25 protein-coding genes are annotated in these 21,735 nt (G+C 71.0%); 3 read left to right on the top strand and 22 right to left on the bottom strand.

Going from position 1 to position 21,735, the window contains the following annotated elements; all coding sequences use genetic code 11:
• Window positions 1-2 precede the first annotated feature (2 nt).
• The 21 genes from K8640_RS03885 to plsX form a co-directional block, all read right to left on the bottom strand.
• Complete coding sequence (locus K8640_RS03885) at window positions 3-1,040, bottom strand: chemotaxis response regulator protein-glutamate methylesterase (protein WP_223745815.1); 1,038 nt, start codon at window positions 1,038-1,040, stop codon at window positions 3-5.
• A complete protein-coding gene (locus tag K8640_RS03880) occupies window positions 1,037-1,918 on the bottom strand; it encodes a protein-glutamate O-methyltransferase CheR (RefSeq protein ID WP_223745814.1) in 882 nt (293 codons plus the stop codon). The genes K8640_RS03885 and K8640_RS03880 overlap by 4 nt, the downstream gene beginning before the upstream one ends.
• A 15-nt stretch (window positions 1,919-1,933) precedes the next feature.
• A complete protein-coding gene (locus tag K8640_RS03875; protein ID WP_223745813.1) occupies window positions 1,934-3,910 on the bottom strand; it encodes a HEAT repeat domain-containing protein in 1,977 nt (658 codons plus the stop codon).
• Window positions 3,907-4,287 (bottom strand): hypothetical protein, encoded by a 381-nt coding sequence (locus tag K8640_RS03870; protein ID WP_223745812.1) that lies wholly within the window; start codon window positions 4,285-4,287, stop codon window positions 3,907-3,909. Before K8640_RS03870 ends, K8640_RS03875 begins: the two co-directional genes overlap by 4 nt.
• Window positions 4,288-4,305: 18 nt before the next feature.
• Window positions 4,306-4,830 (bottom strand): chemotaxis protein CheW, encoded by a 525-nt coding sequence (locus K8640_RS03865; protein ID WP_223745811.1) that lies wholly within the window; start codon window positions 4,828-4,830, stop codon window positions 4,306-4,308.
• Window positions 4,827-5,393 carry a chemotaxis protein CheW gene (locus K8640_RS03860; RefSeq protein WP_223745810.1) on the bottom strand — a complete coding sequence of 189 codons (567 nt, stop codon included), beginning with the start codon at window positions 5,391-5,393 and terminating at the stop codon, window positions 4,827-4,829. The genes K8640_RS03865 and K8640_RS03860 overlap by 4 nt, the downstream gene beginning before the upstream one ends.
• Window positions 5,394-5,427: 34 nt before the next feature.
• The gene (locus tag K8640_RS03855; protein ID WP_223745809.1) at window positions 5,428-7,863 is read right to left on the bottom strand and encodes a chemotaxis protein CheA; all 2,436 of its coding nucleotides are present in this window, start codon (window positions 7,861-7,863) and stop codon (window positions 5,428-5,430) included.
• Window positions 7,860-8,234: a response regulator gene (locus tag K8640_RS03850; RefSeq protein WP_046714844.1), complete on the bottom strand. Its 375-nt coding sequence runs from the start codon at window positions 8,232-8,234 to the stop codon at window positions 7,860-7,862. Before K8640_RS03850 ends, K8640_RS03855 begins: the two co-directional genes overlap by 4 nt.
• A 59-nt stretch (window positions 8,235-8,293) precedes the next feature.
• Window positions 8,294-8,785, bottom strand: a complete 492-nt coding sequence (locus K8640_RS03845) for a M17 family peptidase N-terminal domain-containing protein (protein WP_223745808.1) — start codon at window positions 8,783-8,785, stop codon at window positions 8,294-8,296.
• 25 nt (window positions 8,786-8,810) lie between these two features.
• Window positions 8,811-9,242 (bottom strand): transcription antitermination factor NusB, encoded by a 432-nt coding sequence (gene nusB, locus K8640_RS03840; protein WP_141327756.1) that lies wholly within the window; start codon window positions 9,240-9,242, stop codon window positions 8,811-8,813.
• A gap of 3 nt (window positions 9,243-9,245) precedes the next feature.
• The gene (gene ribE / locus K8640_RS03835; RefSeq protein ID WP_046714846.1) at window positions 9,246-9,749 is read right to left on the bottom strand and encodes a 6,7-dimethyl-8-ribityllumazine synthase; all 504 of its coding nucleotides are present in this window, start codon (window positions 9,747-9,749) and stop codon (window positions 9,246-9,248) included.
• 40 nt (window positions 9,750-9,789) lie between these two features.
• Window positions 9,790-10,449, bottom strand: a complete 660-nt coding sequence (locus K8640_RS03830) for a riboflavin synthase (protein WP_074956544.1) — start codon at window positions 10,447-10,449, stop codon at window positions 9,790-9,792.
• A 108-nt stretch (window positions 10,450-10,557) separates the two neighbouring features.
• The gene (gene ribD, locus K8640_RS03825) at window positions 10,558-11,721 is read right to left on the bottom strand and encodes a bifunctional diaminohydroxyphosphoribosylaminopyrimidine deaminase/5-amino-6-(5-phosphoribosylamino)uracil reductase RibD (protein ID WP_223745807.1); all 1,164 of its coding nucleotides are present in this window, start codon (window positions 11,719-11,721) and stop codon (window positions 10,558-10,560) included.
• A gap of 10 nt (window positions 11,722-11,731) precedes the next feature.
• A complete protein-coding gene (gene nrdR, locus K8640_RS03820) occupies window positions 11,732-12,235 on the bottom strand; it encodes a transcriptional regulator NrdR (protein WP_223745806.1) in 504 nt (167 codons plus the stop codon).
• A gap of 40 nt (window positions 12,236-12,275) precedes the next feature.
• Complete coding sequence (gene glyA / locus K8640_RS03815; protein WP_223745805.1) at window positions 12,276-13,532, bottom strand: serine hydroxymethyltransferase; 1,257 nt, start codon at window positions 13,530-13,532, stop codon at window positions 12,276-12,278.
• A 38-nt stretch (window positions 13,533-13,570) separates the two neighbouring features.
• Window positions 13,571-14,014 (bottom strand): ribose 5-phosphate isomerase B, encoded by a 444-nt coding sequence (gene rpiB, locus K8640_RS03810; protein ID WP_223745804.1) that lies wholly within the window; start codon window positions 14,012-14,014, stop codon window positions 13,571-13,573.
• 21 nt (window positions 14,015-14,035) lie between these two features.
• Window positions 14,036-15,292: a beta-ketoacyl-ACP synthase II gene (fabF, locus tag K8640_RS03805; protein ID WP_141327746.1), complete on the bottom strand. Its 1,257-nt coding sequence runs from the start codon at window positions 15,290-15,292 to the stop codon at window positions 14,036-14,038.
• Window positions 15,293-15,376: 84 nt separating this feature from the next.
• On the bottom strand, window positions 15,377-15,619 hold the full coding sequence (gene acpP / locus K8640_RS03800) for an acyl carrier protein (RefSeq protein WP_046714853.1): 243 nt from the start codon (window positions 15,617-15,619) through the stop codon (window positions 15,377-15,379).
• Window positions 15,620-15,723: 104 nt separating this feature from the next.
• Complete coding sequence (fabG, locus tag K8640_RS03795) at window positions 15,724-16,470, bottom strand: 3-oxoacyl-[acyl-carrier-protein] reductase (RefSeq protein WP_223745803.1); 747 nt, start codon at window positions 16,468-16,470, stop codon at window positions 15,724-15,726.
• Between the two features lie 4 nt (window positions 16,471-16,474).
• Complete coding sequence (gene fabD / locus K8640_RS03790; protein WP_141327742.1) at window positions 16,475-17,407, bottom strand: ACP S-malonyltransferase; 933 nt, start codon at window positions 17,405-17,407, stop codon at window positions 16,475-16,477.
• Between the two features lie 198 nt (window positions 17,408-17,605).
• Window positions 17,606-18,667 (bottom strand): phosphate acyltransferase PlsX, encoded by a 1,062-nt coding sequence (gene plsX / locus K8640_RS03785; RefSeq protein WP_223745802.1) that lies wholly within the window; start codon window positions 18,665-18,667, stop codon window positions 17,606-17,608.
• A gap of 524 nt (window positions 18,668-19,191) precedes the next feature.
• Between plsX and rpmF the strand changes: the two genes are divergently transcribed.
• Window positions 19,192-19,380, top strand: a complete 189-nt coding sequence (rpmF, locus tag K8640_RS03780; protein WP_046714857.1) for a 50S ribosomal protein L32 — start codon at window positions 19,192-19,194, stop codon at window positions 19,378-19,380.
• 138 nt (window positions 19,381-19,518) lie between these two features.
• Here the strand turns inward: rpmF and K8640_RS03775 are convergent, their stop codons facing one another.
• Window positions 19,519-20,121 carry a DUF177 domain-containing protein gene (locus tag K8640_RS03775; RefSeq protein ID WP_141327738.1) on the bottom strand — a complete coding sequence of 201 codons (603 nt, stop codon included), beginning with the start codon at window positions 20,119-20,121 and terminating at the stop codon, window positions 19,519-19,521.
• Window positions 20,122-20,285: 164 nt separating this feature from the next.
• Here K8640_RS03775 and K8640_RS03770 point away from each other — a divergent pair, with 164 nt between their 5' ends.
• Together K8640_RS03770 and K8640_RS03765 are read left to right on the top strand one after the other, a co-directional pair.
• Window positions 20,286-21,209 (top strand): lipopolysaccharide assembly protein LapB, encoded by a 924-nt coding sequence (locus K8640_RS03770; protein ID WP_223745801.1) that lies wholly within the window; start codon window positions 20,286-20,288, stop codon window positions 21,207-21,209.
• On the top strand, window positions 21,206-21,715 hold the full coding sequence (locus tag K8640_RS03765; protein WP_223745800.1) for a hypothetical protein: 510 nt from the start codon (window positions 21,206-21,208) through the stop codon (window positions 21,713-21,715). Before K8640_RS03770 ends, K8640_RS03765 begins: the two co-directional genes overlap by 4 nt.
• Window positions 21,716-21,735: the final 20 nt, after the last annotated feature.

Here is a 21,735-nt window from a genome sequence, read left to right as displayed (position 1 = left end):
TCTCACCGTCGACGACGGGCCAGCGAGGCGAGCGCGGGTCCGATTTCCCCCAGTCGCAGCACCCGCTTCACCGCCCCAGCCGCCACCGCCTCGCCCGGCATGCCGTACACCACCGCGGTCTCCTCCGACTCCGCCCAGACCTCGCCCCCCGCGCGCTGCACCTCGCGCGCGCCCAGCGCCCCGTCCGCCCCCATGCCCGTCAACACCACCGCCAGCGCGCGCGGGCCCAGCACCTGAGCCACGCTGGTGAAGAGCCGATCCACGCTCGGCGCGTACTTGTCCACGGGCGTCGGCGGGGGCGTGTGCAGCTCCAGACGCGTCCCCCGGTCCACCACCACCAGGTGCCGGCCTCCGGGCGCGATGTACACGTGTCCGGGTTGCACCACGTCCCCCTCGCTCGCCTCCGTCACGGTGAAGGGGCCAATCCTGTCCAGCCGGTCCGCGAAGGCCCGGGTGAACTGCGCGGGCATGTGCTGGCTCACCAGCACGCACGGCGTCGGCTCCGCGGCCAGGCCCTCCAGCACGCGCTGCACTGCGGGAGGGCCTCCCGTGGACGCGCCGATGGCCACCACCAGGGGCAGCTCGCCCGCCACCGCCAGCGCCCGCGCGCCGGGCGACACGTGGCGCTGTCCCGGCCGCACGTGCAGGGCCGCGCGCACCTTGTCGAGCAGCTCCACGCGCAGCCCCTCCAGCTCCTCGGGCGTGCCGCGCGCGGGCTTGGCGATGAAGTCGAACGCGCCCAGCTCCAGCGCCTTGAAGACGTCCGAGCGGTGCGCGTAGCTGGAGATGACGATGACGGGCGTGGGCGCCGTGCGCATGAGCAGCCGCAGGAACGTGTAGCCACCCAGCTTCGGCATCTCCAAATCCAACGTCACCACGTCCGGCTTGAGCTCCAGGACCTTCTTGAGGCCCTCCTCGCCGTCGGCCGCGCGGTCCAGCACGCGCACGTCCGGCGCGGACTCCAGCAGCGTGGTGAGCGTGTGCCGGTTGTGCGCGGAGTCATCGATGACGAGCACCGAGACCGTGCCCCGCTCGCTCATCGGACCTCACCGCCCGCGAGCCCCGGCAGCTCGGGCCTGCGGTACACCAGGTCTCCGCGCAGGTGCACCAGCTCGAAGTCGGCGCCCAGGTTGAGCAGGTTCTCGGAGTGCCCCAGGAGCAGGTAGCCCCCGGGCACCAGCCTGTCGCGCAGGATTCGCAGCACCTTCCTGCGCGCGGACTGGTCGAAGTAGATCATCACGTTGCGGCAGAACACCGCGTCCATCTTCATCACCAGCTGGCTGCCGGCCTCGTCCAGAAGGTTGTGGTGGCCGAAGGACACCATGGCGCGGACATCGTCGCGCACGCGCACCTTGGTGTTGCCCGCGGGGACGAAGAAGCGCTCCAGCAGGTCCGCGGACGTGGCGCGCAGCGCGGACGGGCCGTACTCCGCGCGCCGCGCCATCGTCAGCACGCGCCGCGAGATGTCGGAGCCGTACACCTCCACGTCCCAGCCCTCGAAGCGGGGCTCGTCCTTGAGGACCATCGCCAGCGTGTACGCCTCCTCGCCGGAGGAGCACCCCGCGGACCACAGGCGCAGCCGCTTCGTGCGCGCGTTGCGCTTCTCGAGCACCGGCAGCAGCTCCTCCCGGAAGGCCTTGAGCTGCGAGGGCTCGCGGAAGAAGTACGTCTCGTGCGTGGTGAGCGACTCGACGGCGGCCTCCAGCTCCGCGTGCCGGTTGGCGTCGTAGCGCAGGTAGCGGTGGTAGGCGCTGAAGTCCGGGACGCCCAGCGTCTCCAGGCGCGGCCACAGCCGCCGCTCCATCACGAACTTCATGTCCTCGTGCACGAGGATGCCGCAGTGCGAATACACGTGGTCGCGCAGGAGCCGGAACTCCTCCGCGGTCATCTCCGGCCGACTGTCGTCGAAGCGAGCCACCCCGAGTCCCCCCGCTCAGCGCCGCGACAAGCGCTCCACCGCGTCCGCCAGTGCCTGTCGAGCCAGCGCGTCCGGCTCCGTCTCCAGCACCCGACGGGCCGGCTCCAGACACTCCGGCCCTCCCGAGTCTCCCAGCACTCGCGCCGCCGCCGCGCGCACATCCCAGTGGGGATGCTCCAGCAAGGATACCGCCAGAGTCACGCCCTCCCGCGACACCGCACCCGCGGACAACACCGCCTTCACCACCTCCTCGTCGGAATGCCCAGACGCCTCCCGCAGCACCTTCGCCTCCACCCGGCCCAGCCTCGACAGCGCCCGCACCGCGGCCACCGCCAACGCGCCGTCCGGATGACGCACCAGTCGCTCCAGCTCCGGCGCGCGGTCCACCGCGCCGCTCTCCCCCACCGCCTCCACCGCGGCCCGCCTCACGGAGGCGTCCTCGTCCTGGAGCGCGGAGCGCAGCAGCGCGCCCGCCTCCGCGCCTCCCAACCGTCCCATGGCGCGCGCTCCCGCCGCCCGCACGGGAGAGGCCTCGTCCGCGAGCGCCGCGCGCGCCAGCTCCCGACCGACGCCGCCGTCCACCTCTCCGGCCACCTCCACCGCCGCGGCTCGCCAGCGCGGGTCGACATCGCGCGCGAGCGCACGCAGCGACGGCAGCGCGGGCGCGCCTCCCACGCGGCCCAGCGCCGTCACCGCCACGGGGGTGGCCCGACGCGCCACCGCCTCCTCCAGCGCCGACAGCACCGCCGCCCGGCAGCTCCCCGCGAGCGCGCCCAGGGCCCGCGTCGCCGCGCCCGCCGTCACCGGGTCCCGCAGCAGATCCACCAGCGGGCTGGCCGCCTCCGGTGAGCGGGTCCGCCCCAACGCCCGCACCACCACCCCGCGCAGGTCATCCTCCGCCCACTCCAGCAGCGCGCACAGCGGCGTGACGGAGCCGGGGTCCACCAGGTCCACCAGCGCCTCGGCCGCCGCGGCCCTCGCCGGCGCGGACAGGTCCGCCATCGCCGCGAGCAGGAGCCGGCCACCTTCGGAGCCCAGCCGCCCCAGCGTGCCCAGCACATCCCGCAGCAGCCGGTCCTCGCGGGCGACCTCCGCCACCCGCACCGCGAGCGAGGCCTCGCCCAGCGCCGCCACCGCGAGCAGCGCGCCCGAGCGCACCGCCACGTCCTCCGCCTCCATCGCCTGCTCCAGCCGCGACACCGCGTCCGGCAGGCGCCGGAGCGCCGCGACGATGACGGCCTCCAGCTCACAGCGACGCGACGCCTCCACCAGCGAGGCCTGCGTGCCCAGCGCCGCCAGGGCTGCCTCGCGAATCGAGCGCGCGTCCGACGACAGGCCCTGACACAGCCGCTCCGTGGCGGCCACCTGGGGGATGAGCCCCAGCACGCGGAAGGCGCTGCGTCGCAGCTTCGCGTCGTCCAGCAGCGCCACCACCACGGGCAGGGGCGGAGGGCGACGCAGGAGCGCCAGGCCCTCCAGCGAGGACAGGCGCAGCAGCGGCTCCGCGTCACCGAGCAGCCGCGACAACGCGCGCGCCGCGTGCTCCCCGCCCACGCGCCCCAGCGCTTCCGACACCGCCACGCGCACGTTCAGGTCCGGGTCCTCCAGGGCCTGGACGAGCGGCAGCTCCGCGGCGCCGAGCCCCAGTTGCCCGAGGATGTCCGCGGCGAACTTGCGCTGGTCCGGGTCCACGTGGCCCAAGAGCTTCACCAGCGGCGCGAGCGCGGCCGGGCCCAGGCCGGAGAGGGCCTCCGCCGCGGCGTTGCGCGCGCCCGTCTCCCCGCGCTCGCCCAGCACGGCGACGAGCCGGGAGGCCACCTGCTCGGGGGGCGTCAGCCGCTGCAGGCCCGTCGCCGCCGCGTGCCGCACGCGCCAGCTCTCGTCGTGCAGGCCGGTGACGAGCACGTCGAGGATGCCCTCTGCTCGCGGGTCCAGCTCCTGGAGCGCGCGGTAGCGCTCCTCCTCCGCGGGGAAGACGGGCAGGTGGCTCATTCGAAGACCCGGTCGGAGCCTTCCTGCGCGTAGAACCAGAGGGCGTAGATGCCCAGGCACGTGCCCAGCGGGAAGTTCGCCAGGTTCAGGATTCCCAGCACCAGCGCCAGCACCCGCGACCACGCGCGCCGCTTCAACAAGCCGATGCCCGTGAAGAGCCCCGGCAGGCAGTACACCAGGACACAGACGCTCACGCCGCCGCCGAACCACCAGAAGTCGGCGCGGTCCTTGGCCGAAGCGGTGTCGCTGATGATGCCCAGCCCCATGACCGTGAAGAAGAGCATCGCGCCGACGCCCACCAGCACCGTCAAGCCGTTCACCACCAGGAAGCTGATGCCGAGGATGCGGCGGTGGTTGTCCAGGTCACTGCGAGGCATGGCCCTTCCCTTCACGTGTCATCGCGCCGGACGAACCGCCTCGCGCTCCAGCTCCGCGCGCAACAGCGCCTTCAAGTCCAGCAACAGTCGCAACCGGTCCGGTGGACCGCACACTCCCACGACGAAGGGCGAGCGCCCCGCCACCCTCAACGCGGGCGCGGGCTTGATATCACCCCGACGCGCGCGCAGCACCTCCGCCACGCGCTCCACCTTCACCGCCACCCGCCGCGCGCCCAGCCTGCAGACCAAGAGGCGCGCCTTGCGCGACTCCACCGAGGGCTGCCCCTGCAATCTCTTGCGCAGGTCCACCACCGGCAGGATGACGCCGCGCAGGTGCAGCACGCCTTCGACGAACGACGGCGCGTGGGGGATGGGTGTCACGCGCTGGAGCGGGAGCACCTCCTCCACGCGCTGGATGTCGAGCGCGTATTCGTCCTCGCCGACGAAGAAGGCGCACAGCTGCACTGGCGAGTCCGGGTGTCCCGCGGGCGCCTCGGGCACACCGGAAGGATGATGCGCCAGCAGGTTGACGGAGTCCTTCATGACGCCAGCGCCTGTTCGGGGTCCAGGAGGATGAACAGCGAGGGTCCGCGTCGGCCGATGGCCACCACGCAGTCACGGTCCCCGATTCGGAGGCTCGGCGGTGGCGGCTCCAACATGGAGGGCTTGAGCTTCACCACGCCGCTGACGCTGTCCACCCACACACCCGCGGGCCCCGTCTGCGTGCGCAGCACGAGGATGCGTGCGTCTCGCGGCGGCACGGGCGCGTCGGGGCCGGCGACCAGCGGCGCGCGTTCCGCGAGGCCCAGGCGCACCTTGATGTCGTACGCGGGCAGCAGCTCGCCGCGCAGGTTCAGCACGCCCAGCAGCTGGGGCTCGGCCCTGGGAATCTCCGTCAGCGGCGGCACCTTGGCGATCTCGCGCACCGCGCGGATGGGCACCGCGTAGCACTCTCCCTCCAGGCGGAAGGCGAGGTACTCCTCGGGGACCTCCTCGGGCGTGACGGAGGCCACGCCGTCGCTGCCGGCGGCGAAGTCCTGCAGCCCGCTGACGTCCTCGTCCGGACGGAAGAAGAAGTCGTCGAGCAGTTCGGCGAACCGGGACACGGCTCGCGAGGATAGCAGCCGGCCGCGCCGGACGTCAGGCCCGCCTTCGCTCCAGGGCCAGCCCGTCTTCCAGCAGCGCGCCGACATCCAGCACCAGCACGGGAGTCCGGTTTCCCAGGTCCGTGGCGCCGGAGATGCCCCGGACCGACTGCAGCCGGCCGCCCAGGGGCTTGGTGACGATGTCCTGCTGCCCGTGCAGCTCGTCCACGGCGATGCCCAGCCGCTCCTGGGCAAGCCCCACCACCACCACGAAGTAGCGGCTCACCGGCCGCTCGGGCAGACCGAACAGGCGCGACAGGCGCACGAAGGGGAGCGTCTGTCCGCGCAGGTCCAGCACCTCGCGCCGCTCCACGGTGCGAATCTCGCGGGGCTGCACGGAGAGGATTTCGAGCACGCTGTTGAGGGGAACCGCGTACGTGCGCGCGCTCACGCCCACGACCAGCGCGCGGATGATGGCCAGCGTGACGGGCAGCGTCAGGTGGAAGGCGGTGCCCTTCCCGCGCTCGCTCCACACGTCGATGATGCCGGAGAGGTTGCCCAGGTTGTTCTTCACCACGTCCAGGCCCACGCCTCGGCCGGACAGCTCGGACACGCTGCGCGCGGTGGAGAAGCCCGGCAGGAAGATGAGGTTGAGCAGCTCGCGGCGGCCCATCTCCTCGGCCTGCGCGAAGGTGATGAGGCCCCGCGACAGCGCCACCTCGCGCACGCGCAGCTCGTCGATGCCCGCGCCGTCGTCGCTCACCTCGATGACGACGTGGTTGCCCTTCTGCACGGCGCGCAGCGCCACCACCGCGCGGCGGGACTTGCCCGCGGCCAGTCGCGCGTCCGGTGACTCGACGCCGTGGTCGATGGCGTTGCGGATGAGGTGCATGAGCGGGTCGCTCAGCTCCTCGACGATGAGCTTGTCGAGCTCCACCTCGCCGCCGCCGATGACGAAGTCGATCTCCTTGCCCGCCTCGCGGGTGATGCGACGCACCAGCCGGGCCAGCTTGTCGAACACCTGGCCCACGGGGACCATGCGTGCCTCGAGCAGGCCCTCCTGGAGGGCCTCCAGCTTGCGCTCCAGGCCCCGCGTCTCGCGCGCCAGCTCCTGACCGAACAGCTTCGACAGGGGCACCACGCCGTCCTGCCGCGCGGACTCGGCGAGCCGCTGGAGGTTCGCCTTGATGAGCAGCAGCTCGCCCACCATGTTGATGAGGCCATCCAGCTTGCCGATGTCGACGCGCACCGTCTGCGTCAACGAGCGCAGCGACGGCTCCGGCGTGGTGGAGGCCACGGTCGTCGGAGGTGCAGAGGTCGGGGCTTCGGCGGAGGTCGATACCGCGCGCACGGGAGCGCGGCCTCCGGGGCCCTGGAGGTACGTCACGAGCGACGGCCCGGTGGTGGCCGCGACGCCCTGCAGCAACGTCACGCCACCCAGCCCCACACTTGCAGGACCCGAGGTTGGATTCACGCCCCCCTTCCCCATCGGGGGCGAGCCCGCGTTCTCACGCCCGCCGTCACCCCGCGCCGCCCCAGGCCCTTGCTCCGTGAGCGGCAGCGACGGCTGTCGCCCTTCCGCCGTCCCCTTCGCGCCGCGCTTCTTCCCACCGCGCTTCGTCGCGGGCGGCGCCACCCCGGCCCCCTCGGGACGCGTGCCCGGCGGCTCCACGACGATGGCGGGCGGCTCGACCACCCGGGCCAGCACCTCCGCCGAGTGGGCCGTCGCGGGCACCCCCACGGGCCGCACGTTGAGGGGCGCCAGCTCCGCGGGCGTCCCACTCAATCCAGACTCCAGCTCCGTCACCGACACGTGCGTGCCGAAGATGAGGTCGAACGCGATGCCATGCGCCCCACCCGGCCGCGCGGACGGCAGCGTGCTGATGACCTCGCCCAGCGGCTTGAGCCGCGTGTTCAGGTCCGCCAGCCCCTTGTCGAAGTCCGACAGGTCGAACGCCGCGCGCACGCGCCACAGCGCCACGCCCCGCCGCACGTTCTCCCGGAGCCGATGCTCCTCGTACTCCGTGAAGACCGAGCGCACCTGCGCTTCCAGCTCCAGCCGCTCCAGCGGGTCCTCGTCCCGAGCGACGGGCACCTCGCCCAGGCGGATCAACCGCTCCGCCATGCCCTCCACGCGCCGGCTCAGCGCGTCCGTCTCCGAACCCCGCGCCGTCTCCGCCAAAAGCGACTGGAACGCATCCAGCGCTTCAATCAGCGTGTCGAGCACCGCGTCGTCCAACAGCAGCCTGCCCAGCCGCAGCCGGTCGAGCAGGTCCTCCGTCCCGTGCGCCAGCCGGGAGATGCGCTCCTGCCCGAACAGCCCCGCCAGGCCCTTGAGCGAGTGCGCCGCGCGGAAGATGCCGTTGACCCGCTCCGGGTCCGCCTCCTGGCCGCGCCGCTCGTCCAGCACCAGCAGGTCCTTGCCGAGCGCCTCGAGAATCTCGGTCGCCTCGGCCACGAACTCGGCCAGGGCCTTGCTCGGGGGACTCACGGCAGCTTCAGGTACCGGCGCAAGAGCCCCTCGAGGCTGCCGGGCTGGAACGGCTTGACCAGGTACTCCGCCGCCCCCAACGCCATGCCCCGCTCGCGGTCCTGCTCCCGCCCCTCCGTAGTGATGATGAAGAGCGGCACGTCGCGGTAGTTGGGGTTCTTCTTGACGAAGTTGATGAGCTCCAGCCCGTTGATGTCGGGCATGTTGATGTCGGTGATGATGAGGTCGAAGCGGTGACGCGGCAGCAGCTTCAGCGCCTCGAAGCCGCTGGAGGTGACGACGGCCTCGATGCCCTCCACCGCCTCCACCGTCGACGCGATGTATTCGCGCGACGCCTTGGAGTCCTCGACAATCAACACCTTGACACGCATGCGTGCACGCCCCGGACGGTCCCCCGATGCTAACAGAAGGCCTGCCCGGTCGCCGAGCTTCAGCCCTTCCTGCCTGGTAGGAGTCGGACGAGCGCCTTGTCCGTCAGGAGGGCCACCCGTCCGCCCTTGAACGCCGGCAAGAAGCCCTTCTGGAAGGCCTCTGCCCGCGCCGCGTCATCCAACGAACCGCCGCCGGGGATTTCCAGCGCCACCGACGCCACCTTGGCCCGGCTGAGCACCTTGCCCGCCTCGGCCAGCGCCTCGTGGAGCCTTTCGGCGTCCAGCGCCTTCCGGGCCCCCAGGCCCACGACGAAGATGCGCGGCACCTCCAGCTTCCCGTCCGCGGGCAACAGGAGCCAGTCGTCTTTCACGCCGGAGAAGAAGCCACCCTTGAGCACCCGCGACAACGCACCGCACAGGCGCCAGTCCACGTAGCCCGCGGTGGCCGGCAACGGGCGATCATCCTCGGCCACGAACAGGCACAGGGCGTCCACGCCGGTCAGCGAGTCCAGCCCCTCCATCCCGATGTCGTGCGTCGTCGTCTGGCTCACCGCGGTTGCTCCTCGGCTCGGGACTTCAGTCCTTCTTGAGCGCCACCGCCACCCGGTCCAACAGGCCGTTGACGAACGCGCTGGACTCCTCCGTCCCGAAGTTCTTCCCCAGCTCCACCGCCTCGTTGATGGTGACCTTGCGGGGGATGTCCGGACGGTACTTCAGCTCGAAGATGCCCACGCGCAGCACGTTGCGGTCGATGCGGGACATGCGGTCCAACCGCCAGTTGTGGCTGTGCGACTCGATGAGCCGGTCGATCTCCGCGCGGTGGCCCTGCACGCCGTCCACCAGCTCGCGGGCGAACTTCACCGCGTCCGGATCGCGCTTCTGCTCCTCGGCCTCGGCGGAGGCCGTCCACGCCGACTCCAGCGCCTCGTACACCGACGTCCCCGGCGCCATCTCCAGCTGGTAGAGCGCCTGCAACGCCCGCTCACGTCCCGTTCTGCGCGCGCCCATGGACTACCCCTTCCTCGCGTCGAGCGCGGGGATGCGCGCGTACAGGTTCACCATCTCGATGCAGGCCAGCGTGGCCTCGGCGCCCTTGTTGCCCGCCTTCACGCCCGCCCGGTCGATGGCCTGCTCCACCGTGTCGGTGGTGAGCACGCCGAACGTCACGGACGTCGCGGGGTTGGCCGCCGCCGCGTTGAAGGCCACCGCGCCGATGCCCTTGGCGCACTCGCCGGCCACGTAGTCGAAGTGGGGCGTGCCGCCGCGGATGACGGCGCCCAGGGCGATGACGCCCACGTACTGACGCGACTCCGTCACGCGGCGCACCAGCCCGGGCAGCTCGTACGTGCCGGGGCAGCGGTACACGTCCACGTCCGCGTCGGCCACGCCGTGGCGCACCAGCGTGTCCACGGCGCCCTTGGCCAGCTCCTCGGTGATGAAGCCATTGAAGCGGGCAACGCAGATGGCGAAGCGGCCCTTGGGGGGGAGGAAGTCACCTTCGATGTAGCGAGGCATGCGGGGCTTCCTACACCACCCGCGCCCCCGCCGTCGCCTGCTACGGCGTGCCGAAGCCCGCCGCCCGGACGGCCGCCTCCGTCACCCCACCCGGGGAAGCGCCCACCTGCCCGCGCTGGAGCGAGAACAGCCGGGCCACGTACTTCCCAATCGGGTCCGCCTCCAGGTTGACCCGGGCCCCCACCGCCTTGGCCCGCAGGGTGGTGCGCTCCTGCGTCTCCGGAATCAGCTGCACCCCGAAGCGGTCCGCGCCCACGCTGTTGACCGTCAGACTGATGCCGTCGATGGCCACCGAGCCCTTCTCGATGAAGTACGGCGCCAGGGACTCGGGCAGGCCGAACACCATCACCCACGAGCCGCCTTCCGGGTAGGTCTCCAGCACCGAGCTGACCTGGTCCACGTGCCCGGAGACCAGGTGCCCGCCCAGCCGGTCCCCCAGCGCCAGCGCCCGCTCCAGGTTGACCCGGTCCCCGGGCCGCACCCCGTCGAGCGTGGTGCGCCTGAGCGACTCCGGCGCCACCTGCACCCGGAAGGTGTCCCCGGACCGCTCCACCACCGTGAGGCACGCGCCATCCACGGCGATCGACTCGCCCAGCGCGAAGCCCGAGGCCCCCAGCGCCGTGCGAATCCACAAGTCCGTCATCCCACCCGGGATGACGCGCTCCACCCTGCCGATGTCCTGAATGAGCCCGGTGAACATGATGCCCAGGCTTATAACGAACGGCCCCGCGGGTCGCCCTCGTCCACCGCGGCAATGTGTCCGTCATTCACCGACACCATGCGCCCCGCTCATGGGCGCCGAAAGTGCCTAGAGCAGCGCCTGGAGCAGGATGTCCGGGCCGTGCTGCTCGAAGGTGAGGTCCTTCACCGCGAGCGCCTGGGCCATCTCCTTCACGCCCAGGTCCCCGGCCCACGACATGCCCTCGCGACCGAGCAGCTTGGGCGCCAGGAACAGCGCGAGCTCGTCCGCCAGCTTCTCGCGCAGGAAGGAGCCGTACATCTCCGCGCCGCCCTCCACGAGCACGTGGTTGTGGCCGGAGCGGGCCAGCTTGCGCAGGAGCGCCTTCAGGTCCACCCGGTCCGCCTTGGGGCGCACCTGCCACACCTCCACGCCCTGGGCGAGGAAGCGCCGGGCCTTGCGGCCCTCGGGGTCCTCCAGCGTGGCGATGATGGTGCGCGCGGAGCTCTTCTGGTTGAAGACGGTGTAGCGCGGCGACAGGCGCAGCCGGCTGTCCACCACCACGCGCAGCGCGTCCTTGCCCCCGCCGCCGGGCAGCCGCGTGGTGAGCTTGGGGTCGTCGTGGCGCACGGTGTTGGCGCCCACCAGGATGACGTCCACGGAGTCGCGCAGCCGGTGGACCCACTCGCGCGCCTTCTCCCCCGTCACCCAGCGCGAGTCCCCCGTGGCCGTGGCCAGCTTGCCGTCCAGCGTGGCCGCGGCCTTGAGCGTCACCCAGGGCATGCCCGTGCGGATGAGCTTGAAGAAGGGCCGGTTGAGCTTGTCGGCCTCCGCCTGGAGCACGCCGGTGACGACCTTCACGCCCGCGCGGCGCATGCGCGCCACGCCCTTGCCGCTCACCTTGGGGTTGGGGTCCGCCGAGCCGCAGAAGACGCGGCGCACGCCCGCCTCGATGATGGCCAGGCTGCACGGCGGCGTGCGGCCGTAGTGGTCGCACGGCTCCAGCGTGGAGTAGAGGTCCGCGCCCCGCGCCTTGGCGCCCGCGGCCTCCAGCGCCACCACCTCCGCGTGCGCGGTGCCCGCCTTCTTGTGGTAGCCGCGGGCGATGATGCGGCCGCCCTTCACCAGCACCGCGCCCACGACGGGGTTGGGGCTGGTGCGGCCCAGGCCCTTGGCGGCCTCCTCCAGGGCGATGCGCATGAAGAACTCGGCCACCGCGCGGTCGAAGTCCGCCGCCCGCTTCGCCCGGGGCGCCCTCGTGGCTTCGAGCTTTGCCCGCGTGAGCAGCCTCATCCGTTCTCCTTCAACTGCCCCGGCCCGGGAGGAGCGGCGGCTTCGCCTTGCGCTCGCGCTCCTGGTCCTCGAGCAGGTCCTTCAGCTCGTGCATGAACTCGGAGATGTCGCGGAAGCTGCGGTACACGGAGGCGAAGCGCACATAGGCCACCTCGTCCATCTGCTGCAGCCGGCGCATGACCTCCTCGCCGATGACGGACGAGTTGATCTCCTTCTCGCCCATGCCCTGCAAGAGCCGCTCGATGGCCACCACCGTCTCCTCCAGCTTGTCGGCGGAGACGGGGCGCTTCTCGCAGGCCTTCTTCAGGCCGCTGACGATCTTCTCGCGGTCGAACGCCTCCCGCCGGCCGTCCTTCTTCACGATGAGCGGGTAGAGCTCCTCCACCCGCTCGTACGTCGTGAAGCGGCGCTTGCAGGCCAGACACTCGCGGCGCCGCCGGATGACGGAGCCCTCGTGTGACTCTCTCGAGTCGATGACCTTGTTTTCGGCATCCTGGCAGAACGGGCAACGCATGGAGGCGGGAGAGAATCTCCTGTCGGCGAACGAGCGGCGGCTACTTCAGACGCGAGGCGTACAGCGGGAAGCTCTGGGCCAGCTCCTTCACCTGTCCGCGGATGCGCGCGAGCGCGGCGTCGTCCTGGGCCGCGTCCAGCGCGGCGCCGATGAGCTTGCCCACCGTGGCCATCTGGGCCTCGCGCATGCCGCGCGTGGTGATGGCGGGGGTGCCCACCCGGACGCCGGAGGTCACCATCGGCTTCTCCGGGTCGAACGGAATCATGTTCTTGTTCACGGTGATGCCCGCCTTGTCGAGCACCGCCTCGGCCACCTTGCCCGTCAGCTTCTTGGGCCGCAGGTCCACCAGCATCAGGTGGTTGTCGGTGCCGCCGGACGTCAGCCGCAGGCCCGCGGACAGCAGCGCCTCCGCGAGCGCCCGGGCGTTGGCGACGATCTGCTGCTGGTACGCCTTGTACTCCGGCGTCAGCGCCTCGCGCAGCGCCACGGCCTTGCCGGCGATGACGTGCATCAGCGGGCCGCCCTGGATGCCGGGGAAGATCTGGCTGTTGATGGACTTCGCGTACGGCTCCTTGCCCATCACCAGGCCACCGCGCGGGCCGCGCAGCGTCTTGTGCGTGGTGGTGGTGACGATGTCCGCGAAGGGCACGGGCGAGGGGTGCATGCCCGCGGCGACCAGGCCCGCGATGTGCGCCATGTCCACCATCATGGAGGCGCCCGCCTCGTCGGCGATCTCCCGGAACTTCGCGAAGTCGAGCGTGCGCGGGTAGGCGCTGGCGCCCACGACGATGACCTTGGGCTTGTGCTCCAGGGCCAGCTGCCGCACCTGGGCGAAGTCGATGGTCTCCGTGTCGCGCGTCAGGCCGTAGTGGACGACCTTGTAGAGCTTGCCGGAGAAGTTGAACGCAGCGCCGTGGGTGAGGTGGCCGCCGGAGTTCAGGTCCAGGGACAGCATGGTGTCCCCGGGCTTCATGAGCGCCATGTACGCGCCCATGTTCGCCTGGCTGCCCGAGTGCGCCTGCACGTTGACGAAGTCCGCGCCGAACAGCTGCTTCGCGCGGTCGATGGCGAGGTTCTCCACCACGTCCACCACCTCGCAGCCGCCGTAGTAGCGCTTGCCGGGGTAGCCCTCCGCGTACTTGTTGGTGAGCACCGAGCCCACCGCCTCCATCACCGCGGGGCTGACGAAGTTCTCCGAGGCGATCAGCTCCAGGCCTTGCTCCTGGCGCTCGGTCTCATGACGCACGGCCTGGGCAATCTCGGGGTCCACCTCGGCCAGAGTGCGGGTGTTCTCCATGGCTGATCTCCTCACGACGACGGGTACTGCGAAGGCCGCTAGCCCTGGGACTCGGCCTCGCGAATCTTCTGCACGCGGCGCTCGTGGCGACCGCCCTCGAACGCCGTGCCGAGGAACGCCTCCAGGATGGCCCGGCCCACGCCGGCACCCACCACGCGCTGGCCCAGGCACAGCACGTTGGCGTCATTGTGGGCCCGCGCCATCCGGGCCTCGAACTCCGTGGTGCACAGGGCCGCTCGCACGCCCTTGTGCTTGTTGGCGACGATGCTCATGCCGATGCCGGTGCCACACACCAGCACGCCCAGCGTGGCCTCGCCGGACGTCACCGCCTTCGCCACGCGCGCGGCGAAGTCCGGGTAGTCCACCGAGTCCCGGGCGAAGGGCCCCACGTCCTCGTGGGCCACCTTCCGCTCCTGGAGCGCCGCCACCAACTCCTGGCGGAGCTCCAGGCCCGCGTGGTCCGAAGCGAGAATGACTTTCACGCGGGGTCTCCTCGCTTCCCGTTACTGGAAGCGCTTGAACAGCAGCACCGCGTTGGTGCCGCCGAAGCCGAACGAGTTGCTCATCACCGCGTCCACCCGGAGCTCGCGCGCCTGGTTGGGCACGTAGTCCAGGTCGCACTCGGGGTCGGGCGTCGTCTGGTTGATGGTGGGGGGCAGGATGTTGCGCGACAAGGCCAGCGCGCTCACCACGCCCTCGTAGCCGCCCGCCGCACCGAGCATGTGGCCCGTCATGGACTTGGTCGACGACACCGCCACCTTGCGGGCGTGGTCGCCGAACACCGCCTTGATGGCCTTGGTCTCGTTCGCGTCGTTGAAGGGCGTGGAGGTGCCGTGCGCGTTGATGTAGCCCACGTCCTCCGGGTTCATCCCCGCCGACTGGAGCGCCAGCCGCATGCAGCGCGCCGCGCCCTCGCCTTCCGGCGCCGGCTGCGTCACGTGGTACGCGTCCGAGTTGGCGCCGTAGCCCACCAGCTCCGCGAGGATCTTCGCGCCGCGCTTCTTCGCGGCCTCCATCTCCTCGAGCACCAGCATGCCCGCGCCCTCGCCCATGACGAACCCGTCCCGGTCCTTGTCGAACGGACGGCTGGCCGCCGCCGGGTCGTCATTGCGCGTGGACAGCGCCTTCATCACCGAGAAGCCACCCAGCCCCAGCGGGGTGATGGCCGCCTCGGCGCCGCCGGCGATGGCCGCGTCCGTCTCGCCCAGCTTGATGGACTTCCAGGCCTCGCCGATGGCGTGGGCGCTGGTGGCGCAGGCGGACACCGGAGCCCAGTTGGGCCCCTTGCAGTTGTAGCGCATGGAGATGAGCCCAGGCGCCATGTTGACGATCATCTGGATGATGAAGAAGGGCGACAGCCGGTCGAACCCCTTCTCCAGGCCCTTGCGGTGCTGCTCCTCCAAGGAGGAGATGCCTCCGATGCCCGAGCCCACGATGACGCCCACGCGCTCCGGCACATAGCCGTGCGGCGCGTCCGGGCCCACCGGCAGCCCAGACTCCTCCACCGCCATCGCCGCGGCGGCCATGGCGTACTGCGCGTAGAGGTCCATGCGGCGCACTTCGCGCTTGTCGATGAACTTCTCCGGCTCGAAGTCCCGAACCTCGCCGGCGATTCGCGTGTCGATCTTCTTGGGGTCGAAGCGGGTGACGAGGGAAATGCCTGAAGTGCCAGCAAGCAGCGCCTGCCAGTTCTTCTCGGTTCCTGTGCCCAGTGCCGAGATGAGCCCGGTACCGGTGATGACGACTCGACGGTGTGACACGGTCCTCTCCGGTGGCGCCTGAGACGCCGGGGACGCCGCGCTTCAACGCGGCGTCACCCCGCCCCCCGGCACGCTGTGTGCTGTCTACTTCTTGTGGTCGGTGACGTACTTGATGGCGTCGCCAACGGTCTTGATGTTCTCGGCCTCCTCGTCGGGAATCTCGACCTCGAACTCCTCTTCCATCGCCATCACGAGCTCGACGATGTCGAGGCTGTCGGCGCCAAGGTCTTCGATGAAGGACGACTCGGGCTTGATCTCGTCCTCTCCCACGCCGAGCTGGTCGGCGATGATGTTCTTGACCTTGGCCTCAATAGCGGACGTCGACATAATGCTGAACCCTCCAGGAACCAGATGTAGGCCCGGAAGGCTTCCCGAGCCCTGTCGAAAGCCGGCGCGGTATATCCCACGCCCGCTGGCAATCCAACCTTGGGTTACATGTACATGCCGCCGTTGACCTTGAGGACCTCGCCGGTGATGTAGGAGGAAGCGTCACCTGAGAGGAAGAGGACGGCCTGGGCCACCTCCTCCGGGTTGCCCAGCCGCCCCAGCGGGATGCCCTCCACCATCTTCTGGCGCAGCTCGTCGTTCAGGTGGGCCGTCATGTCCGTGCTGATGAACCCGGGCGAAACGGCGTTGACCCGGATGCCCCGGCTGGAAAGCTCCTTGGCCACCGTCTTCGTCAGGCCCACGAGGCCCGCCTTGGCCGCCGAATAGGCCGACTGGCCGGGGTTGCCCATGTCGCCCACGACGGAGGTGACGTTGACGATGGCGCCCGAGCGCTGCTTCATCATGGGCCGGCTGGCGGCCCGGATGAGGGCGAAGGGGCCGCGCAGGTTGGCGTCGAGCTGCTTGTCCCAGTCGTCGTCCTTCACCCGCATGACCAGGCCGTCCACGGCCATGCCCGCGTTGTTGACGAGCACGTCCAGCCGGCCGTGGTTCTTGACGATGCCCTCGATGGCGGCGGCGCACGCGGCGGTGTCCGACACATCGAAGCGCACCGACTCCGCCTTGGCACCGGCGGCGGTGAGCAGCCCCACCGTCTCCTGGGCCGCGGCCTCGTTGCCCGCGTAGCTGATGATGACCGTGGAGGCGCCCGCCTTGGCGAACGCCACCGCGCACGCCCGGCCGATGCCGCGCGAGCCACCCGTCACCAGCACCACCTTGTCCTTGAAGCTCATGCGCTCACCCCAGCGCCGCGAGCACCTTCTCCAGGCTCGCGGCGTCCTCGACGTTGAAGGTTTCGATGTCCTTGGTGATGCGCTTGACCAGCCCGCACAGCACCTTGCCCGGCCCCAGCTCCACCACGCGCGTGACGCCCTCGGCCTTGAGCGCCTCCACGCATTCAATCCACCGCACCGGCGCGCTCACCTGCTCGAGCAGGAGCGGCACCACGCGGGACACGTCCTGGTTGGGCCGCGCCTCCACGTTCGTCACCACCGGCACCGCCGGCGCCGACAGCTTCACGCCGCCCAGCACCGCCGCCAGCCGGGGCTTCACCGGCTCCATCAGCGCGCAGTGGAAGGGCGCGGAGACGGGCAGCGGCATCACCCGCTTGGCGCCGGCCTCCTTGCACTTGACGCCCGCGCGCTCCACCGCCGCCGCGTCGCCGGCAATCACCGTCTGCTCGGGCGAGTTGTAGTTGGCCGGCGACACCACCTGCCCTTCCGCCGCCGCGTCACAGGCCGCCTTCACCTTGGCGGGCTCCAGCCCCAGCACCGCCGCCATGGCGCCCACGCCCGCGGGCACCGCCTCCTGCATGAAGCTGCCGCGCGCGCGCACGGCCCGGGCCGCGTCGCCCAGCGACATGGCGCCCGCGGCCACCAGCGCGGAGTACTCGCCCAGCGAGTGGCCGGCCACGAAGGCCGCCTGGGGCCCGCGCTTCGCGAACACCGCGTGCGCCGCCACCGACACCGTCAGGATGGCCGGCTGGGTGTTGGCCGTGAGCTTCAGCGCGTCTTCTGGTCCCTCGAAGCAGAGCTTGGAGAGCGACTCTCCGAGCGCGTCGTCCGCGGCCTCGAAGACGGCGCGGGCCTCGGGGAACTTCTCGAAGAGGTCCTTGCCCATCCCGACGGCCTGGCTGCCCTGCCCGGGAAACACGAATGCGACCTTCGCCATGTGCGGTCTCTGCCTCCTGATACGTCCAAATCCGTCCTGTGACATCGGGCGCCTTCGCGCCGACATCCCCCGGGCCACGGTCTTCCGCCGGGAAGCACTCACCCGACGTCGTGGGTCGCGGGGCGCGTCCTGTCTCCAGCCGGTCCTGACGTCACCTCGAGGAGACCCGTCGCAGCCCAATGCCCAGGCGTCCGCTCTCTAATCGGAAACCGATTGCTCTGTCCCCTTTTTTCCCCTCGGGTGGGCAGGCAGCCAGGACGCGGCGCGGGCGATGCATCGCGTCAACTCCTCCTGCAGTCCGGCCTGGGCGGTGGCCAGCGCGGCACCCAGCGCGTTGTGGATGGCGCGTGGGGACGAGCGGCCATGGGCCACGATGCCCACCCCGTTCAGGCCCAGCAGTGGAGCCCCGCCCACCTCGGCGTAGTCCACCATCTTGCGCAGGCCCGCCAGGGCGGGCTGGAGCAGCATCGCGCCCAGCTTCTCCGACAGGCCGCCCCGCTTCTCGATGGCCTGCCGCAACAGCCCGATGACGCCCATGCCCACGCCCTCGGATGTCTTGAGGACGACATTCCCGGTGAAGCCGTCCGTCACCACCACCTGCACGTCGCCGGAGAACAGGTCCTTGCCCTCGACGTAGCCGGCGAAGTCCAGGTCCGACTGGCGCAAGAGGTCGCTCGCCTCGCGCGTCAGGGGGGTCCCCTTGGAGGCCTCTTCTCCATTCGAGAGCACCGCCACCCGGGGACGCGCGACGCCCATGCGCAGGCGCACGTAGGCCTCGCCCAGCACGGCGAACTGGGCCAGGTGGGAGGGCTTGCAGTCCACGTTGGCGCCGGCGTCCAGCAGCAGGCAGCGCCCGCCGCCCTTGAGCGCGGGGAAGAGCGCGGCCAGGGCCGGACGCTCCACGCCCTGCAGCCGCCCCAGCGTCATCAGGCCCCCCGCCATCACCGCGCCGGAGTTGCCTGCGGATACGAGCGCGTCCGCGTGGCCGTCACGCACCAGCTCGAAGCCCACGCGCAGCGACGAGTCGCGCTTGCGGCGGAAGGCCGTGGAGGCGTGGTCGTCCATCTCCACCACCTCCGAGGCGTGATGCACCCGCAGGTTCGGCGGCGGCAGCCCTCGGCCCAGGTGGGGCGTCACCCGCGCGGTGTCCCCCACCAGGACGACCTGATGCTCGGGGTGGGCGCGGGCGAAGAGCACGCCACCCTCCACCGGAGCGGCCGGGGCATGGTCTCCCCCCATCGCGTCCAGGACCAGCCTCATCCCTGCCGTCCCCTCGTCTGTGCGCGTGTCATGTCCCACCCGGCCCGCGCCTTCCGGGCGCGAGGCGGCGCGCAGGAGACCAGGAACCTCCCAGGGGGGCAACGAATCGCTGGCCCCGCCACGTGGGGTGGGAGCAGGTGGGCGACGGCCCGGGAGACGCTCCGCATCGGTGTCCCGTACCTGGGGTGGAGGTCAGCCGGGCGGGCGGCGTGGATCCGCGGCTCCAGGGCTCCGGGGATGATCCACGCGGTGGCGCAGAATGGGCTGGGCGTCACGAGCGTTGTCCCGACGCGCCCCATGGGATATCTGGCCCCGGGGTGGCCTTCGAGCGCCGAGGTCTGGATGATGGATCCAAGCCATACACGCTCATTGACTCGGACCTTGTGAGCCGCTAGGGTCCGCCGCCTTTCATGCCGGACGGGGAGTACGCGAGTTGATCTCGACCGCTTCCAGCCCGGCGTTGGACCGACATGTTGCGCAGGGAGCCGGGGACCCCGGCACAGCGCGTGAGACAGAGGTGAGCCGTGGGCGTCCCCAAGAAGCGTACTTCCAAGATGCGTCGTGACCGCCGTCGTGCGGCGAACAACAACCTGCGCACCGCGGTGCAGGTGACCAAGTGCCCGAACTGCAAGGAGCCGGTGATGCCTCACCGCGCCTGCACGTCCTGTGGCCAGTACAAGGGCCGCGAGCTGCTGCCCCAGGCCGAGGCCTGAGTCTGCCTCACTGACGCTCCCTTTCCCGGGAGCGTCGCTTCAGTGCGAAGGGCCGCGCCTCCTGCTTCCGGAGGTCGCGGCCCTTGCTCTTTTCACGACCCCGCCAACCGCGCGGGGCCGTGAGCAATCATCCAAACTTCAGTTGTTGAGCTTGATGTCCTTGAGCTTCGCCAGCCGCGGGTCCACCGGCCGGGTGTCGCACTGGCACGTCGCCTCGTTGAGGTTGGTGCCGCACTGCGAGCACAGGCCCTTGCAGTCCTCCTTGCAGACGAGGTTCATCGGCAGCGCCAGCAGCAGCTGCTCGCGGAGGATGGGGTCCAGGTGGATGGTCTTCCCATCGAAGAGCTCCTGGTCGGCGTCGTCCAGCTCGAACGAGCCGCCCGTCTCGCCCTGCTGCCGCTCCTTCTTCTCCATGGACTTCTCGTCGTCGTCCTTGAAGTCGTCGCCGCGGGCCAGCGACTCGGGCACCAGGTTCAGGGTGAAGGACACGGGCAGGGCCAGCTCCACGTCCTTCAGGCAGCGCTTGCAGGGGGCCGTCAGCTGGGCGGTGAACTTCCCCTCCAGCAGCACGCCGCCGCTCACCTTGCGCAGCGACGCCTTGAGCTGGGAGGCCCGCGTCGCTCGGAAGCCGGTCTCCTGGCCAGACGACTCGCCGTCCAGCGCGGCGCTCAGCAGCTCCTGCGCGATGGGCTCGTCCAGCTTCAGCCCGGACTCATGAATTTGTTCAACCTTTACGAGCATTTACGCGACTTCCCGGTCAAAATGGGGCGGGCAACATAGAAGGCGGACCCTCCAGCGTCAACACGCCCGGGTTCCACAGCACCGCGAAGATGTCACGCCGCCGTCACCACCGGTGGAGTGGCCTTCGTGGATCCTCCAGACAACGCTTTGCTAGGGTCGGTTTGATGCACAGGCATGATTCGCCGTCGCGGGTGGGGGCGCTCTTTCTCGTCGTGGGCCTCCTGGCGCCCCCCGGGTTGGCCCGTCCGCTCTTCCCCGCGCCCGTCCTCTCACAGCTCGGCCCCACCAGCCCTCAAATCGACCGCGCGCGCGAGCAGATCGACGACGGTGAGTTCGAGGAGGCCCGACGCACGCTCCAGGAAGGGCTGGACGCGCCGGATGTGACGGACGACCAGCTGGTGGAGCTCTACCGCCTGCTCGGCCTCACGGCGCTCTACCTGGGCGACGAGCACCAGGCGCGCGAGGCCTACGAGAAGCTGCTCCAGGCCCGTCCCGACTACGAGCTGCCTCGCACGGCGCCGCCCAAGCTGCGCTCGCTCTACGCGCGCATCAAGGAGGACATCCGCAGCCGGCGCGTGCGCCCCGTCACCCTGGACGTGGACCCGATTCCGGACCCGCGCGGCGGAGAGCCCATCGTCGTGGAGGCCACCATCCAGGAGCTGGCGCTCGGCGCCCGCGCGCGGCTGTTCTACCGACGCGCCGGAGGCCAGGCGTACAACTCCGTCGACTTCGTGAAGGACCGCGGCGAGAAGGAGCGCTTCCGCGCCGTCGTCCCCGCCTACGACGTGCCCGTGGAGCCCGAGCCCTACGAGGTCGAGTACTACTTCGAGGTGGTGGACGCGGCGCAGCGCCGGCTCGCCGGCCGCGGTGACTCGTTCCAGCCGCTGCTCTTCCAGGTCGCCCCCGAGAAGGCCACGGCCACGGCCGCCGAGGCCTCCGAGGGCCGCCCCTGGTACAAGAGCCCCTGGCTCTGGGTGGCCGTGGGCGCGGTGGCCATCGGCGGCACCGCGGGCGTCGTCGCCCTCACCTCGTCGGAAGATCGCGGCCGCGTCCCCATCACCATCCGCGTGGACCCCTCCCAGCCATGAGCCTGCGCCTCCTGAACGTCCTGCCGCTCGCCGCCCTGCTCTTCGCGTGCGGTGATGCCCCCTCCTCCCACGCCGGCCGCTTCCCGCTGGACGTGACGATGTCGCGCGCGGTGGCCAACGAGGTCCACGCGCTCCAGGTGAGCGTGCTCAAGAACGGCTCGGGCCGAAGCTGCACGGAGCTGCAGCGCACCTGCCTCAACACGCAGGTGAAGCGCGAGGACCTCGTGATGCTGGAGGACTCGCGCGGCAACGAGGGCCGCGCGCTGCGCTTCACCGTGGACATGGCCGCCCTGGAGAACGGCGGCAGCCAGGCGCTCGAGGTGGACGTGCCGGTGGGGCGCGACTACGCGCTCGTCATCGAGGCCATCGCCGTGGGCTCGCCCTCGCGCTTCCTGGGCAGCTCCTGCAACTACCTGCAGGTGGTCAACTCCGGGAACAACGCGCCGGTGCTCGCCGCGCCGCTGGTGCTGACCGAGCAGTCCTGCGACCCGAGCATCGCCCCCTGAGCAGCCGTGCGCCCACGCTC

It is taken from the genome of Myxococcus sp. XM-1-1-1, assembly GCF_020037095.1.
Lineage (GTDB): Bacteria > Myxococcota > Myxococcia > Myxococcales > Myxococcaceae > Myxococcus > Myxococcus fulvus.
The sequence above is the reverse complement of the archived record's forward strand: the minus strand, read 5'-3'. Positions and strand labels throughout refer to the sequence as shown.

Excerpts from the sequence above, each read along its gene's own strand:
- K8640_RS03885 (WP_223745815.1), bottom strand. The coding sequence starts at position 1,040 with ATGAGCGAGCGGGGCACGGTCTCGGTGCTCGTCATCGATGACTCCGCG.
- K8640_RS03875 (WP_223745813.1), bottom strand. The coding sequence starts at position 3,910 with ATGAGCCACCTGCCCGTCTTCCCCGCGGAGGAGGAGCGCTACCGCGCG.
- K8640_RS03870 (WP_223745812.1), bottom strand. The coding sequence starts at position 4,287 with ATGCCTCGCAGTGACCTGGACAACCACCGCCGCATCCTCGGCATCAGC.
- K8640_RS03865 (WP_223745811.1), bottom strand. The coding sequence starts at position 4,830 with ATGAAGGACTCCGTCAACCTGCTGGCGCATCATCCTTCCGGTGTGCCC.
- K8640_RS03850 (WP_046714844.1), bottom strand. The coding sequence starts at position 8,234 with ATGCGTGTCAAGGTGTTGATTGTCGAGGACTCCAAGGCGTCGCGCGAA.
- nusB (WP_141327756.1), bottom strand. The coding sequence starts at position 9,242 with ATGGGCGCGCGCAGAACGGGACGTGAGCGGGCGTTGCAGGCGCTCTAC.
- ribE (WP_046714846.1), bottom strand. The coding sequence starts at position 9,749 with ATGCCTCGCTACATCGAAGGTGACTTCCTCCCCCCCAAGGGCCGCTTC.
- K8640_RS03830 (WP_074956544.1), bottom strand. The coding sequence starts at position 10,449 with ATGTTCACCGGGCTCATTCAGGACATCGGCAGGGTGGAGCGCGTCATC.
- ribD (WP_223745807.1), bottom strand. The coding sequence starts at position 11,721 with ATGAGGCTGCTCACGCGGGCAAAGCTCGAAGCCACGAGGGCGCCCCGG.
- nrdR (WP_223745806.1), bottom strand. The coding sequence starts at position 12,235 with ATGCGTTGCCCGTTCTGCCAGGATGCCGAAAACAAGGTCATCGACTCG.
- glyA (WP_223745805.1), bottom strand. The coding sequence starts at position 13,532 with ATGGAGAACACCCGCACTCTGGCCGAGGTGGACCCCGAGATTGCCCAG.
- acpP (WP_046714853.1), bottom strand. The coding sequence starts at position 15,619 with ATGTCGACGTCCGCTATTGAGGCCAAGGTCAAGAACATCATCGCCGAC.
- fabG (WP_223745803.1), bottom strand. The coding sequence starts at position 16,470 with ATGAGCTTCAAGGACAAGGTGGTGCTGGTGACGGGTGGCTCGCGCGGC.
- fabD (WP_141327742.1), bottom strand. The coding sequence starts at position 17,407 with ATGGCGAAGGTCGCATTCGTGTTTCCCGGGCAGGGCAGCCAGGCCGTC.
- plsX (WP_223745802.1), bottom strand. The coding sequence starts at position 18,667 with ATGAGGCTGGTCCTGGACGCGATGGGGGGAGACCATGCCCCGGCCGCT.
- K8640_RS03775 (WP_141327738.1), bottom strand. The coding sequence starts at position 20,121 with ATGCTCGTAAAGGTTGAACAAATTCATGAGTCCGGGCTGAAGCTGGAC.
- K8640_RS03770 (WP_223745801.1), top strand. The coding sequence starts at position 20,286 with ATGCACAGGCATGATTCGCCGTCGCGGGTGGGGGCGCTCTTTCTCGTC.
- K8640_RS03765 (WP_223745800.1), top strand. The coding sequence starts at position 21,206 with ATGAGCCTGCGCCTCCTGAACGTCCTGCCGCTCGCCGCCCTGCTCTTC.